The 14285-nt window shown below is 64.2% G+C and carries 14 protein-coding genes; 3 read left to right on the top strand and 11 right to left on the bottom strand.

Translation table 11 applies throughout. The annotated features are described in order from the left end of the window. Positions 1 to 35 precede the first annotated feature (35 nt). From AC1RMD_RS01595 to AC1RMD_RS01585, 3 genes are all read left to right on the top strand, one after another. On the top strand, positions 36 to 266 hold the full coding sequence (locus AC1RMD_RS01595) for a DUF1289 domain-containing protein (protein ID WP_492922999.1): 231 nt from the start codon (positions 36 to 38) through the stop codon (positions 264 to 266). Continuing rightward, complete coding sequence (locus AC1RMD_RS01590) at positions 263 to 1171, top strand: MBL fold metallo-hydrolase (RefSeq protein ID WP_492922997.1); 909 nt, start codon at positions 263 to 265, stop codon at positions 1169 to 1171. The genes AC1RMD_RS01595 and AC1RMD_RS01590 overlap by 4 nt, the downstream gene beginning before the upstream one ends. A 109-nt stretch (positions 1172 to 1280) precedes the next feature. Next, the gene (locus AC1RMD_RS01585) at positions 1281 to 2234 is read left to right on the top strand and encodes an NAD(P)H-dependent flavin oxidoreductase (protein ID WP_492922995.1); all 954 of its coding nucleotides are present in this window, start codon (positions 1281 to 1283) and stop codon (positions 2232 to 2234) included. Between the two features lie 96 nt (positions 2235 to 2330). Here the strand turns inward: AC1RMD_RS01585 and AC1RMD_RS01580 are convergent, their stop codons facing one another. The 11 genes from AC1RMD_RS01580 to AC1RMD_RS01530 form a co-directional block, all read right to left on the bottom strand. Then, positions 2331 to 3797, bottom strand: a complete 1467-nt coding sequence (locus AC1RMD_RS01580; RefSeq protein WP_492922993.1) for an amidohydrolase family protein — start codon at positions 3795 to 3797, stop codon at positions 2331 to 2333. A gap of 78 nt (positions 3798 to 3875) precedes the next feature. Next, positions 3876 to 4976 carry an AraC family transcriptional regulator gene (locus AC1RMD_RS01575; protein WP_492922991.1) on the bottom strand — a complete coding sequence of 367 codons (1101 nt, stop codon included), beginning with the start codon at positions 4974 to 4976 and terminating at the stop codon, positions 3876 to 3878. 42 nt (positions 4977 to 5018) lie between these two features. Then, a complete protein-coding gene (locus tag AC1RMD_RS01570) occupies positions 5019 to 5588 on the bottom strand; it encodes a hypoxanthine-guanine phosphoribosyltransferase (RefSeq protein ID WP_332852763.1) in 570 nt (189 codons plus the stop codon). A gap of 100 nt (positions 5589 to 5688) precedes the next feature. Then, positions 5689 to 6945: a phenylacetate--CoA ligase family protein gene (locus AC1RMD_RS01565; protein ID WP_492922988.1), complete on the bottom strand. Its 1257-nt coding sequence runs from the start codon at positions 6943 to 6945 to the stop codon at positions 5689 to 5691. A gap of 6 nt (positions 6946 to 6951) precedes the next feature. Next, on the bottom strand, positions 6952 to 7299 hold the full coding sequence (locus AC1RMD_RS01560) for an MmcQ/YjbR family DNA-binding protein (RefSeq protein ID WP_492922986.1): 348 nt from the start codon (positions 7297 to 7299) through the stop codon (positions 6952 to 6954). 12 nt (positions 7300 to 7311) lie between these two features. Further along, a complete protein-coding gene (locus AC1RMD_RS01555; protein ID WP_492922984.1) occupies positions 7312 to 8151 on the bottom strand; it encodes an ABC transporter ATP-binding protein in 840 nt (279 codons plus the stop codon). After that, positions 8148 to 9458, bottom strand: a complete 1311-nt coding sequence (locus AC1RMD_RS01550; RefSeq protein WP_492922982.1) for an ABC transporter substrate-binding protein — start codon at positions 9456 to 9458, stop codon at positions 8148 to 8150. The genes AC1RMD_RS01555 and AC1RMD_RS01550 overlap by 4 nt, the downstream gene beginning before the upstream one ends. Before the next feature lie 34 nt (positions 9459 to 9492). Continuing rightward, the gene (locus AC1RMD_RS01545) at positions 9493 to 10551 is read right to left on the bottom strand and encodes a branched-chain amino acid ABC transporter permease (RefSeq protein ID WP_492922980.1); all 1059 of its coding nucleotides are present in this window, start codon (positions 10549 to 10551) and stop codon (positions 9493 to 9495) included. A gap of 19 nt (positions 10552 to 10570) precedes the next feature. Further along, positions 10571 to 11467, bottom strand: a complete 897-nt coding sequence (locus tag AC1RMD_RS01540) for a branched-chain amino acid ABC transporter permease (protein ID WP_492923555.1) — start codon at positions 11465 to 11467, stop codon at positions 10571 to 10573. Between the two features lie 2 nt (positions 11468 to 11469). Then, positions 11470 to 12303: an ABC transporter ATP-binding protein gene (locus AC1RMD_RS01535; protein ID WP_161095108.1), complete on the bottom strand. Its 834-nt coding sequence runs from the start codon at positions 12301 to 12303 to the stop codon at positions 11470 to 11472. A 14-nt stretch (positions 12304 to 12317) separates the two neighbouring features. Then, positions 12318 to 14264: an AMP-binding protein gene (locus AC1RMD_RS01530; protein ID WP_492923553.1), complete on the bottom strand. Its 1947-nt coding sequence runs from the start codon at positions 14262 to 14264 to the stop codon at positions 12318 to 12320. Positions 14265 to 14285 lie beyond the last annotated feature (21 nt).

The following is a 14285-nucleotide window of genomic DNA, read 5'->3' as shown; positions in this document are numbered from 1 at the left end:
ACCAAGTCAAGCGCGTTCGCGGGCATAATGGCGGCATGAGTGAACCAGCTAACCTAATTTCCCCCGGTGCGCCGGAATTGGCCACCCCGGTGCCGTCGCCCTGCGTCAGCCTGTGCAAAATGGACGCCGACCGCCTGTATTGCATGGGCTGCATGCGCACGATCCCGGAGATCGTCGCCTGGTCCAAGGCGGACGACGACTACAAACGCGGCGTGTGGGCGGAAATCCGCCGCCGCGAGCAATTAATCAACTTCGACGACGAATGAACGCGCTGCCCGATACCATCCAGGTGTTTGAACGGGGTTGGCTGTCGTCCAACAACGTCATGCTGCTGGGCCGCCACGACACGGCCATCATCGACACCGGTTACCTGAGCCACGCGCCGCAAACGCTGGCGCTGGTGCGCCATGCGCTGCACGGCCGCCACCTCGACCAGATCGTCAACACCCATCTGCACTCCGACCATTGCGGCGGCAACGCCACCTTGCAGGCGCATTTCGGCAGCCGCACCTCGATCCCGGTCGCCGAGGCGGACAAGGTGCGGCGCTGGGACGTGGAGGCGCTCAGCTTCAAGGCCACCGGCCAGCGCTGCGAGCGCTTCACCTTCGACGCCACCATCGCCCCCGGCGACGTGCTGAAACTGGCGGACATGGAATGGCAGGCACTGGGTGCGCCCGGCCACGATCCGCATTCGTTGATCTTCTACTGCCCGCAGGAGCGGCTGCTGATTTCGGCGGACGCGCTGTGGGAAAACGGCTTCGGCATCATCTTCCCGGAGCTGGACGGCCAGTCCGGCTTCGCCGAGGAACGCGCCACGCTGGACGTGATCGCAGGGCTGGACGTGCGGCTGGTGATCCCCGGCCACGGCAAGCCGTTCGACGACGTGGCCGGCGCGCTGGCGCGGGCCCGTTCGCGGCTGGAGTACCTGGAGGCCGATCCTCTGCGCAACGCGCAGAACGCGCTGAAGGTGCTGCTGAAGTTCCTGCTGCTGGAGCGCCAGCGCATTCCGCTGGCGGATGTGCCGCAGTTGCTGATGGCGATGCCGGTGTTTGAAAAGGCCAACACCAACTTCCTGAAGCAGACGCCGGAGCAGGTTGGCGCCTGGGCGGTCGGGCAGCTGGTGCGCGCGGCTGCGGCCCGTGTCGATGGTGAGTACTTACTCAATGAGTAGTTGAGGAGTAGTCGCCAGGAAATATAGAGGAAGCCGCCTAGTTTAGGCACGGTCGTACTATTTTCGATCTATAATCGATTTTCCTTAACTCACCGACAGCGAGTTCGCCATGGCCCTGCCAGCAGCGTTGCAAAACCTTACCCTTCCAGTTATCGCATCCCCGATGTTCATCGCCAGCGGCCCGGCCCTGGTCGCGGCGCAGTGCAAGGCCGGCATCGTCGGCTCCTTCCCGGCGCTGAACGCCCGTCCGGCGGAACTGCTGGACGTGTGGCTGACCGATTTGCAGAAAGAGCTGGCCGAATTCCAGGCCGCCAATCCGGACAAGCGTGTCGGCCCGATCGCCGTCAACCAGATCGTGCACCAGTCGAACGACCGCCTGGCGCATGACGTGGAAGTCTGCGTCAAGCACCAGATCCCGATCATCATCTCCTCGCTGCGCGCGCCGCCGAAGGAGATGCTGGACGCGATCCACAGCTACGGCGGCATCGTCCTGCACGACGTGATCTCGATCCGTCACGCGGAGAAGGCGCTGGAAGCGGGCGTCGATGGCCTGATCCTGGTGGCCAGCGGCGCCGGCGGCCATGCCGGCACCCTGTCGCCGTTCGCGCTGGTGGGTGAAATCCGCAAATTCTTCAAGGGCCCGATCGCGCTGTCCGGCTCCATCGCCACCGGCGATGCGATCCTGGCGGCGCAGGCGATGGGCGCGGACTTCGCGTACATCGGCTCGCGCTGGCTGGCGACGCAGGAATCGAACGTCAGCGACGACTATCGCAATGCGATCGTGGAATCGACCGCGGCGGACATCGTGTATTCGAACCTGTTCACCGGCGTGCACGGCAACTACCTGAAAAAATCCATCGTCGCCGCCGGCCTGGATCCGGAAGCGCTGCCGCAGGCCGACAAGAGCTCGATGAATTTCGGCTCCGCCAGCGCCAAGGCCTGGCGCGACATCTGGGGCGCCGGCCAGGGCGTAGGCCTGATGAACGACGTGCCGACCACCGCCGAGATGGTAGCGCGCCTGAAGCAGGAATACGACGCCGCCCGCGCGCGGTTGGCCCTGTAAAACCCTGGGGGTCAAGTCTGACATTCGGACACGGCCTCTGCCGTTGTGAGGCCTTACGGCAGAGGCCGTGTCCGAATGTCAGACTTGACCCCGGGTTTATTTGACCGACAGGCTGCCGCGCGCAGCCTGTTTGCCGCGTACCCAGACGGTGTCGACGCTGTCGTAGGCGCGGATATCGGCCAGTGGCGACATCTTCATCAGCACCAGGTTGGCCAGCTTGCCCGCTTCGATGGTGCCCACCTGCGCATCGATCTTGAAGGTGCGGGCGTTGTTGATGGTGGCCGCCTTGAACAGCTGCGCCAGCGACAGGCCGGCCCTGTGCAGGTTCTGCATCTCCAGGTAGCCGTTCAGGCCGGGGATGTTGCCGTAGGTCGGCGACGACGGCGTATCGGTGCCGAACACGAAGTTGGCGTCCTTGCTGGCCAGGTAGGCCACCACCTGCCGCTGGCGGCGCAGCGGCGCTTCCATTCCCTTCAACACCGCCGCGTCGGTTTCATCTTCCGCCAGCTCCTGCTTGAACCATTGGCCTTCGGGCGTCTTGAGCCAGGCCAGCATCGCCGGCGGCAGCAGCCTGGCCAGCGCCGGGTGGTTCAGGTAGGCGGGGTCGAAGTAGGCGTTCAGGCCATGTAGCACCTGCATCGTCGCCTGGTAGCCGATCTTGCGCTCGGCGATCTTGTCCAGCAGCTGTTTGATCTCGGCCGGCAGTTCCTTCTCCTTGTCCAGCGCGCCCCAGTGCCACATGCCGTGCGCCAGCACGTCGACGCCGCCGTTGACGGCGAAGGTCTGCGCTTCGAACGAATTGCCGTGGGTGACCAGCACCATGCCGTCCTTGCTGGCGGCCGTGCGCACATCCGCGTACACGGCGGGGCTCATCACCGGCAGGTTGTGCATGGTGCCGAAGCCATGTTCGAAGTGGGTCTTGACGCAGATGGCCTGGTCGGCCTTGACCCGCGCCACGCCCTTGGCCGGGGTGTAGTCTTCCGGCTTGAAGCGGGCGGGGATCTTGTCGGCCTGCGCCGGGTCGTAGATAAAGTTGGAGAACATCTCGAAGCGGCTTTCCGGCGGCGCGTAGGACGATGGGTAGCCGTTGGCGAACACCAGCGGCGCGCCGCAGTCGTAGACGTCCGGGTGCAGCGGCGTGGCCTTCACGCGGTCGATGAATTCGCGGCTGCCGGCGGCCAGGTCGATCACCGTGGTGTAGCCGTAGTAGAGGAAGGAGCGCGGCATCTGCGCGAAGTATTCGGCGGCCATGGTCTTTTTCCGGTCGGCCTGCTCGAAGCTCATGCCGGGGACGGAGAACAGGTGGACGTGCGAGTCGATCAGGCCGGGCGTGAGGAACTGGCCTTTGCCGTCGATGCGGCGGGCGCCGGCCGGCGTTTTCCTGTTCGCGCCGCGTTCGACCCGGACGATGCGTTCGTCCTCGATCAGCACACTGCCGCTCTCGACGCGGTCCAGTTTTTCCGGCGACACCAGTTTGACGTTGGTGATCCAGGTCTGCTGGCCGGCCCAGGCCTGGGCGCAGAGGAGGACGGAAAGGCTGATCAGAATGCGGGTGGTTTTCATGCTTGGCTCCGTGTTGTGAGGAGCCCAGTGTGCCGCCGCACACCGCGTTTTGCGTCTCAAATGATGATTTGGCACCTGCTAGGCGGGTGTTTTGGCCTGGTCGCGGAATTCGCCCGGCGTCATGCCGGTCTGCTTCTTAAATACGCGGTTCATCGCGCTTTTGCTGTTAAATCCAGCCAGTATCGCCAGATCGAGGATGCTGGCGCTGGCTTGCCCGGGGGCCTGCAGGGCCAGTTTCAGCGCTTCGACGCGATGGCGGTTCAGGAAATCGGCGAAGTTGGCGCCGCAGTTCTCGTTGATCAGCTGGGACAGTTCGTGCGGCGTCATCGCCACCTGCGCGGCCAGGTCTTCCAGCTTCAATTCGCCGTTGCGGTAGGGCTGCTCCTGTTCCATGCAGGCGTTCAGCCGCGCGAGGAAGGCGTCGCGGTCGGCTGTGGATAACTGTTTGCTGGCGTAGCGTTGTTTGGGCGGCGCGGGCGGCGGCAGTGCGCGCGGACGATAACCCAGCGGCAGCCGCATCGCCGTGAAGGCGGTCGCGAACACGAACAGCATCAGCGAAATGCCATCCATCGCGTCGGCGGACAGCGGCTGCTCCACGTCCAGCACCGCCATCGCCAGCGCGACGATGCTCAGCGCGGCGCTGACCAGCCACATGCCCATCAGGCGCCGCAGGTCGCGCACCAGGTCGGAATCGACCGGCACCCGGCCCACCAGCCGGTGGGTGGCGCGGATGTAGGTCAGCAGGATGGCCAGCTTGGCCAGCCCCGCCACGGTCAGGTACCACGGCCAACCGTTCCATTGATGCATCCACGCCAGCTTCTCCTCGGCCGAGCGCAGGTAGAACGGCATCATCGCCAGCGTGGCGGCGGCGAAGGGCAGGAAGTGCAGCAGCGCGCGCCGGTCCAGCTTTTGATTGGACAGCATCGCGTGCAGGTACAGATATTGAAGCGGCCCGACGGCCAGCCCCAGCGTGACGATGGCCAGCGCGCTGTGCGGATACTGCTGGTAGAGGTGATTGAGGCCCAGCCAGTTATGGCCGATGATGGCCGCGAACACCAGCAGCAGCGCGGACAGCAGCCGGTTGGCGGTCCGCATCTCCGGCTGGCGCACGCTGAGCAGCGTCGCCGCCATCAGGAAGGCCTGGCCTATCGCCAGCAGGAATAGCCACGAAAGTATCAAGGTGTATATCCCGCCGGTGCTTGCGGCCTGCGGCCGCTGGGTTTAATTCTCGGTCTGGATGGCCCACAGGCCCGGCAGGTTGCGCCAGTAGCCGTAGGCGTCCATGCCGAAGCCCACCACGAAGCGGTTGGGGATGGTGATGCCGACGATGTCGGCCTTGCACGGCTTGGCCTTGCCGATCGCCTTGTCGGCGAAGACGGCCAGCACCACTTCAGCCGCGCCCATGTCCAGCAGGCGCTGTTTGACGTGGGCCAGCGTTTCGCCTTCGTCCAGGATATCGTCGAGCACGATGACCACGCGGCCGGCCACGTTCGAACGCGGCACCACTTTCCAGACCACTTGTCCGCCCTTGTCGTCGTCGCCGTAGCGGCTGACGTGGATGTAGTCGAATTCGAGTGGGAAGGTCAGTTGCGGCAGCAGATTGCCAGTGAAGACCACGGCGCCGCCCATCACGCCCAGCACCAGCGGGAAGGAATCGCTGTCCGGGCGGTCGAAACGGGCGTTGAGGGTGTCGGCCATCGCGGTGACGGCTTGGTCGACGTCTGCTTTGCTGAACAGTTCTTCCGCGTTCTCCAGCAGGGCGCGGGCGCGGGTGTGATGGAAGTCTTGCATGATCTTCTTCGGCTTCTAAAAACAGGGGGTAAGTTCGCTATTATCCGCCATATCCCGCCCCGCCGCATGCCGTTGGTTTTCCACCACAACTACGCCCGGCTCAGGTGTAGTCGCGCACGTCGTCGATCACTTTGCCGTCGTTGGGCAGGCTGCCGATGGTGGCAAATCGCACTTCACCCCGCAACTTGGTCAGGTCGCGTATCGATTCGGTGATGGCGACGGCGCTGGAGGCGCTGGACGGATCGGCCACTTCGCAGTGCAGCGTCATCACGTCCTGCGCCATGTGGCCGGACACCACCAGCCGCGCCTTGACGATTTCCGGATGGCGGCGGGTGACGTCGTGCACCTGCGACGGATGCACGAACATCGCGCGCACCTTGGTGGTCTGGTCGGCGCGGCCCATCCAGCCTTTGATGCGGGTATTGGTGCGGCCGCAGGGCGAGGGTGGCGTGTCGGTCAGGATCGCCGACAGGTCGCCGGTGGCGAAGCGGATCAGCGGGTAGTCCTGGTTGAAGAGGGTGACGACCACTTCGCCGATTTCGCCGTCCGGCACGGGATCGCCGGTGCCGGGGCGGACGATTTCCAGTATCAGGTCCTCGTCCAGCACCATGCCCGGGTCGCGCGCGTCGCCGCTCTGGGTTTCATAGGCGATGCTGCCGATATCGGCCGACGCATAGCATTGCAGTACATGCGGCACGCCGTGCTCGATGAACCAGCTGCGCAGCGATTCGGGCAGCGCCTCGGCGGACATCAAGGCCTTCTGGATGCTGCTGACGTCCGCGCCCAGCTCCCGCGCTTTTTCGATGATGATCTTCAGGAAGGACGGCGTGCCGATGTAGGTATCGGGCCGCAAATGGCTGATGGCCTGCACCTGCATCTCGGTCTGGCCGGCGCCGGCCGGTATCACGGCGCAGCCGATGCGCGCGGCGCCGCCTTCGACCATGAAAGCCGCCGGCGTGAAGTGATACGAGAAGCAGTTCTGCAGCAGGCCGCCGGGACGCACGCCGGCCGCATACATCGGCCGGGCGAAACGCCACCAGTCCTGGCCGCGTCCTTCTGGATCGAAAATCGGGCCGGGCGACATGAACACGCGCGACAGCTGCCCGAGCGGCGTGGTATTGAGACCGCCGAACGGCGCCTGCTGTCTCTGCAAGGTGTGCAGCTCGGACTTGCGCGTCACCGGCAGCGTCGCCAGCGCGGCGCGGCTGTTGATGTCGGAGGCGTTGACGTCGTGCAGGATGCGCGACCAGCCGGCGGCGGCCTTGGCGCGCGCCACCAGTTGCGGCAGGCGTGACATCAGCTCGCGTTCGCGTTGTTCGGGCGAGCGCGTTTCGAGACTGTCGTAGGTATCGGCCATGATTGTTTATCCTTGTATCTCGCGTTGCAGCTTCTTGGTCAGTTTGCCGAACACCAGTTCATAAGAGCGCGTCAGCAGTTCTTTGGCTTCGACGTCGCTGAGGGTTTTTAAATCGTCCACACGCACCCACTTCGCCCGCGCCAGGTAGGGCGCGGGGATGATGCCGGGGCGGTCGGTCAGTTCCAGGAAGCGGTCGTCGTCCACCTTGAAGCTGATCCCCTTGGCCTTGTCATCGAGCTCGGTGACGGCGAACATTTTCGCCCCGACGGAGAACACGAGGTCCGCGCCCCACTTGGTATCCTCGGTCGCGCCGGGGAAGGTGCGGCACAGGGCCTTGGCCTGCTTGAGATTCATGCCTGTCGGACCTCAAGCCAGCCAGCGTTTGCGGCGGCGGTAAAATTTCATGTCGCGGAAGCTCTTGCGGCCGGCGCCGGAAACGCCGAGGTAGAACTCCTTGACGTCTTCATTGCTGGCCAGTTCGGCGGCCGCGCCTTCCATCACCACCCGGCCGTTCTCCAGGATGTAGCCGAAGTCCGCGTAGCGCAGCGCGATGCTGGTGTTCTGCTCGGCCAGCAGGAAGGAGACGTTCTCCTTGCTGTTCAAGTCCTTGACGATGCCGAAGATCTCGTCGACGATCTGCGGCGCGATGCCCATCGACGGTTCGTCCAGCAGGATCATCGACGGCTTGGCCATCAGCGCGCGGCCGATGGCGCACATCTGCTGCTCGCCGCCGGAGGTGTATCCGGCCTGGCTGCCGCGCCGTTCGCGCAAGCGCGGGAAGTAGTGGTAGACCTTCTCCAGCGATTCCTTCAACTCCGCCCGCGATGCGCTGCGGGTGTAGGCGCCGGTGAGCAGGTTCTCTTCGATGGTCAGGTGGCCGAAGCAATGGCGGCCCTCCATCACCTGCGACAGGCCGCGCCGCACCAGCTCATTGGGCGTCAGCTGGTCGATGCGCTGGCCCTTGAACTGGACCTCGCCCTTGGTGACGTCGCCCCGTTCGCCGCGCAGCAGCGTGGAGATGGTTTTCAGCGTGGTGGACTTGCCGGCGCCGTTGGCGCCCAGCAGGGCCACGATCTTCCCCTGCGGGACTTGCAGGGACACGCCCTTGAGCACCAGGATCACGTGGTCGTAGATCACTTCCACGTTGTTCACGGACAGGTAGGGCGCTGCCGCCGGAGCGGCCGGCGTGCTGGTGGCTGTCATCATTTTGCGCAGGCCGGGGTGATTTTTTTCTCGGCCGCGTAGGCTGCGGAGCTTTCCTCCAGCAGCTTGCGGGTCAGGGCCTTGTCGCCGACGATCCAGTTGGGCGTGATGGCGTTCCACTTCTTGCCGTCCCATTGCTGGACCTTGACCGCGCCCGAGCCTTCATGGTCGTCGCAGCTGGTCTTCACCACCGGCAGCATGCCGAAGGCGCCGATGGCTTTCTGGCGCGCTTCGTCGACGTTCAGGTGTTCCAGGCCCCAGCGCATTTGTTCGCCGTTGACCGGTTTGCCCTTGCCGAACTTGTCCTGCGCGGTGCGCATCGCTTCCACCCACAGGATGGCCGCGCTGACGCCGCGCATGTGGTACACGGAACCGATGCGGCTGCGGTCGGCCAGGTTGCCCTTGCCGGCGTCGTAGAGTTTTTTCTGGATCTCGTCCATCACCGGGTAGTTGCCCGGCGTGTTGAAGGTCATCGCGCTGTAGCCTTTGGCGGCGTCGCCGGCCGGCACGGTGTCTTCTTCGGAGCCGGCCCACCACACGCCCAGCATTTTCTCGCGCGGGATGCCGTTGCGCTGAGCGGTCTTGATGGCGACCGCGTTCATCGCGCCCCAGCCCCACAGGATCACGTGGTCGGGATTGGCCTGGCGGATCTGCAGCCACTGCGATTGCTGCTCGGTGCCCGGCGGCGTGACGGGAATTTTGATCAGGTCGAAGCCATACTGCTTGGACAAGGCGTCCAGCACCGGCAAGGGTTCCTTGCCGAACGCCGAGTCGTGGTACAGGTAGGCGATCTTCTTGCCTTTCAGCTTGTCCATGCCGCCGTTTTTGTCGCCGAGGTATTTGATCATCGCGGCGGCCTGGTTCCAGTAGCTGGTAATCAGCGGGAACACATAGGGGAAGACCTTGCCGTTGGCGGCGTCCGAGCGGCCGTAGCCGATCATCGTCATCGGGATTTTGTCGGTCGGCAGGCGATCGAGCACGCCGTAGGCGACGCCGGTGGACAGCGGCTCAACCAGCGTGGCGCCGCCGTTCTTGGTCTTCAGGCGTTCGTAGCATTCGACGCCGCGCGAAGGGTTGTATTCGGTTTCGCATTCTTCCCACGAGATCTTCACGCCGTTGACGCCGCCCGCCAGGTTGACCAGGTTGAAGTAGTCGATGATGCCGCCGTAAAAGCCGGAACCGCCCGCCGCATAAGGGCCTACGCGATACGAGGGCAGGGCGACGTATTGGTCGGCGACGGCCGGTTGTGCCCATGCCGGAATGGATGATGCCAGTGTGAGTCCAAGTACCAGGGATGCGATGCGCTTCATTGTCTTCTCCTCCAGGTTATTGTTTTTTATGCGCTTAGTGCGGGAACGGCCACAGACGCAGTTTCTCTTTACCGATTTGCCACAAACGCGCCAGACCGTGCGGTTCCACGATCAGGAAAAATATGATCAGGGCGCCGAATACCATCAGCTCCAGATTGGACGCCACGCTGGTCGGCAACGCCAGGCTGTGCGCGAAGATATTCAGGAACACCGGCAGCAGCACGATGAACGCCGCGCCCAGGAAGGAGCCGAGCACCGAACCGACGCCGCCGATGATCACCATGAACAGGATGCGGAACGACAGGTCGAGGTTGTAGGCTTCCGGCTCCACCGTGCCGAGGTAGGCGTAGGCATACAGCGCGCCGGCCACGCCGCAGTAGAAGGAACTGACGGCGAACGCCAGCAGTTTGGTGCGCATCAGGCGGAAGCCGATCACTTCGGCCGCCACGTCCATGTCGCGCACCGCCATCCACGAGCGGCCCACGTTGGAGCGGATCATGTTCTTGGCCAGCAGCGCCATCACGGCCACCACGCCCAGCACCAGCAGGTATTTGCGGCCCGGCGTGTCGAACTGGTAGCCGAGGATGGCGATCTTCTGCGCGGTGATCACGCCGGAGCTGCTGTAGTTGGTCAGGTAGGGGATCTTGGTCAGGCACCACACCACGAAGAACTGCGTGGCCAGCGTGGAGGCGGCCAGGTAGAAGCCGCGTATCCGCAACGACGGCAGGCCGAAGGCGATGCCGACCATCGCCGCGCTCAAGCCGCCCAGCACAAACGCCAGCAGCACCGGCAAGCCTGGCAGCCGCGCCAGGAAGTTATACGAGGCGAAGGCGCCGACCGCCATGAAGGCCGCGGTACCCAGCGACAGCTGGCCCGCGTAACCGGTCAGGATGTTCAGTCCCAACGCGGCCAGCGAGAAAATCAGGAAGGGGATCAGGATCGCCGACAAGGCGTACGGCGACGCGAACAGCGGCACCACCACGATCGCCACCAACAACAGCGCGAACAACGCGATGCGGTCCTGGAGTATCGGGAAGATCTGGCTGTCGGCCTGATAACTGGTTTTAAATTGTCCTGCTTCGCGGTAGAGCATAGGTTTTCCCTTTGGCCTCTCAGATTCTGCGGATGATTTTTTCGCCGAACAGGCCTTCCGGCCGCACCAGCAGGAACAACAACGCCAGCACATACGGGAACCAGCCTTCGATGCCGCCGCCGACCAGCGGGCCGATATACACCTCGGCCATTTTTTCGGAGGCGCCGATAATCAGGCCGCCGACGATCGCTCCCGGCATCGACGTGAAGCCGCCGAGGATCAGCACCGGCAGCGCCTTCAGCGCCACGAAGGTCAGCGCGAATTGCACGCCGTTGCGGGCACCCCACAGCAGGCCTGCCACCAGCGCGACCAGCCCGGCCACCGCCCACAGCACCGCCCAGATGCGTTGCAGCGGAATGCCGACGGCCAGCGCGGCCTGGTGATCGTCCGCCACCGCGCGCAGTGCGCGGCCCACCTTGGTCCTGGAGAACAGCAGTGCCAGCGCCGTCACCAGCAGGCCGCAGACGGCGGCCGCCATGATGTCGAACTGCGAGACCAGGATGTTAAATTTGTTCATCAGGTACTCGGACGGCACGTCCTCGATCGGCAGCTCCAGCTTGTGCACCTGCGAACCCCACATCAACTGCGCCAGGCCCTCGATGAAGAAGGCCAGGCCGATGGTGGCCATGAACAGCGTGATCTCCGGCTGGTTCACCAGCGGCCGCAGCACCACGCGCTCGATGGCGATGCCGAGCAGGATCATGACGACGATGGTGAGCGGGATCGCCACCCACAGCGACGCGCCGAATTTGTCGACGATGCCGACGCAGGTCAGCGCGGCGAAGAACACCATCGCGCCCTGGGCGAAGTTGAACACGCCGGAGGCCTTGTAGATCAGCACGAAGCCGATCGCCACCAGCGCGTACATCACGCCGGACAGCAGGCCGCCGATCAGCACCTCAAAGAAGAAGTTCACGTTCATTCATGGGCCTTTCCGAGATAGGCGTTGATCACGTCCTGGTTGCAGCGGATGTCGTCGGGCGTGCCGTCGCCGATTTTCTTGCCGTAGTCGAGCACCACCACGCGGTCCGAGATATCCATCACCACGCCCATGTCATGCTCGATCAGCACGATGGTGGTGCCGAATTGGTCGTTGACGTCGAGGATGAAGCGGCACATGTCCTGTTTCTCTTCGACGTTCATGCCGGCCATCGGTTCATCGAGCAGCAGGATCTCCGGCTCGGCGGCCAGCGCCCGGCCCAGCTCCACGCGCTTTTGCAGGCCGTATGGCAGGCGGCCCACCGGCGTCTTGCGGATCGCCTGGATCTCCAGGAAGTCGATGATCTCCTCCGCCTTGACACGGTGGGCGATTTCCTCGCGCCGCGCCGGGCCCCAGTACAGGGCCTGCATCAGGAAGTTGGACTTCATCTTCAGGTTACGACCGGTCATGATGTTGTCGAGGACCGTCATGCCCTTGAACAGCGCGATATTCTGGAAGGTGCGGGCGATGCCGGATTTGGCGGCCGCGTGGCAGTCCATGTTCTTGCGGTGTTCGCCGCGGTAGATGATCTCCCCCTGCTGCGGGCGGTACACGCCGTTGATCACGTTGAGCATCGAGCTCTTGCCGGCGCCATTGGGACCGATGATGGCGCGGATCTCATGCTGCTTGACGTCGAAGGAGATGTCGGTCAGCGCCTTCACCCCGCCGAACGACAGCGAGATATTTTTCAGGTCGAGGATCACCGGGCCGATTTTCCGGCGGCCGGGGTCTGCGTCCGCACCGAAGTGGGTGTCTGGTTCGTTCATTTGCATGGTCGTTTCCTCTGTCATGCCGCTGCTTGGATGGCAGGGAAAGTCTTGCAGGACTCGATCTTCAGGTCCGCCGCCACCAGCCCGCTGCGGCCATCCTCGAACTTGACCTGCGTTTCGATGTACTGCGACTGCTTGCCGCTATAGAGCGCCTCGATCAGCACCGCATACTTCTCGGCGATGAACTTGCGGCGCACCTTGCGGGTGCGGGTCAGCTCGTCGTCGTCGGGATCGAGCTCCTTGTGCAGCACCAGGTAGCGGTGGATCTGGGTATCGCCCATCATCGGCTCGGCCGCCAGGTCGGCGTTGACCTGCTCGATGCAGTCGCGCACCAGGCCATACACCTGCGGGTGCGCGGCCAGGTCGGTGTAGCCGGAATAGGCGATGCTGCGGCGTTCGGCCCAGTTGCCCACGGCTTCCATGTCGATATTGATGAAGGCGCAGACCTCGTCGCGCCGGTCGCCGAACACCACCGCCTCTTTGATGAAAGGGAAGAACTTGAGTTTGTTCTCCACATAGTTGGGCGCGAAGATGGCGCCGCCGTTCATCTTGCCGACGTCCGCCGCGCGGTCGATGATCTTCAGGTGGCCTTCGTGGTCGAACAGGCCGGCGTCGCCGGTGTGGAAGTAGCCATCGGCGTCGATCGCTTCGCTGGTGGCGTCGGGGCGCTTGTAATAGCAGTCCATCAAAGTTGGCGACTTGACCAGGACCTCGCCGTTGTCCGCCAATTTAACTTCGACGCCGGGCGCCGGCAGGCCGACGCTGTCGAACTTGATCTGACCGTCCGGTTGCAGACATATATAAGCGCAGGTTTCAGTGGAGCCGTAGAACTGCTTCAGGTTGACGCCGATGGAGCGGTAGAAGCGGAACAGGTCCGGGCCGATCGCGGCGCCGGCCGTATAGGCGACCCGCACGCGCGACAGTCCGAGCACGTTTTTCAGCGGGCCGTAGACCAGCACCTTGCCGACCGCGTAGGCCAGGCGGTCGGACAGCGGCACCGGCTTGCCGTCCAGGATGGCGGCGCCGCTGCGGCGCGCCACCGCCATGAAGTGATGGAACATGCGGCGCTTGATGGCGCCGGCGTCCTCCATCCGTATCATCACGGTGGTGAGCATGTTCTCGAACACGCGCGGCGGGGCGAAGTAATAAGTAGGGCCGATTTCGCGCATGTCGGTCATGACGGTGTCGCCGGATTCGGGGCAGTTGACGGTGAAACCGGCCGTCATCGCCTGCGCGAAGGAGAACAGGCAGTCGCCCACCCAGGCCATCGGCAGGTAGGACAGGATGTCTTCCTGGTCGGTGAGGTTCTCGAAACCGACGCCGCCGGTGCCGGCCGCGATCAGCGCGCTGTGGGTCTGGCACACGCCTTTCGGCTTGCCGGTGGTGCCGGAGGTGTACAGGATGATGGCGTTGTCGCCGCCCTTGCCGGCGTTGACGGCGGCGTCGAACATGCCGGGATTGGCCTTGTCCCAGTCCCGGCCCAGTTCTTGCAGGCGGGCGAAGGACAGCAGGCCTTGCTGGCGGTAGTGGCGCATGCCGCGCTCGTCGTCGTAGGCCACGTGTTGTATATGCGGGTACAGGCTTTGCAATTCCGTCAACTTGTCGACCTGTTCCTGGTCCTCGACGATGGCGTAGCGGATTTCGGCGTTTTCCAGCACGTAGGCCATGTCGGCGGCCGGGGCGTCCTGGTACAGCGGCACCGGCACGCCGCCCAGGCATTGCGCGGCCAGCATCGACCAGTAGAGGCGGGGGCGGTTGTCGCCGATGATGGCCAGGTTCATGCCGCGCTGGAAGCCGATGGCGGCCAGGCCGCAGGCCAGCGCCCGCACCTCGTCGTTGACCTGGGCCCAGGTCCAGCTTTGCCAGATGCCCAGGTATTTTTCGCGGAATGCGGGTTTCCCCGGACGGAGCTGACCATGGGTCAGCAGCCAGCGCGGGAACGTCTCGTTCTGTGTATGCACCAGTGTCTCCTGTTGCTGTTTGCT

It is taken from the genome of Duganella sp. GW822-FHT06D06 (assembly GCF_058799615.1).
Note: the sequence above shows the minus strand (reverse complement) of the source record. Positions and strands in the feature narration are given on the sequence as shown.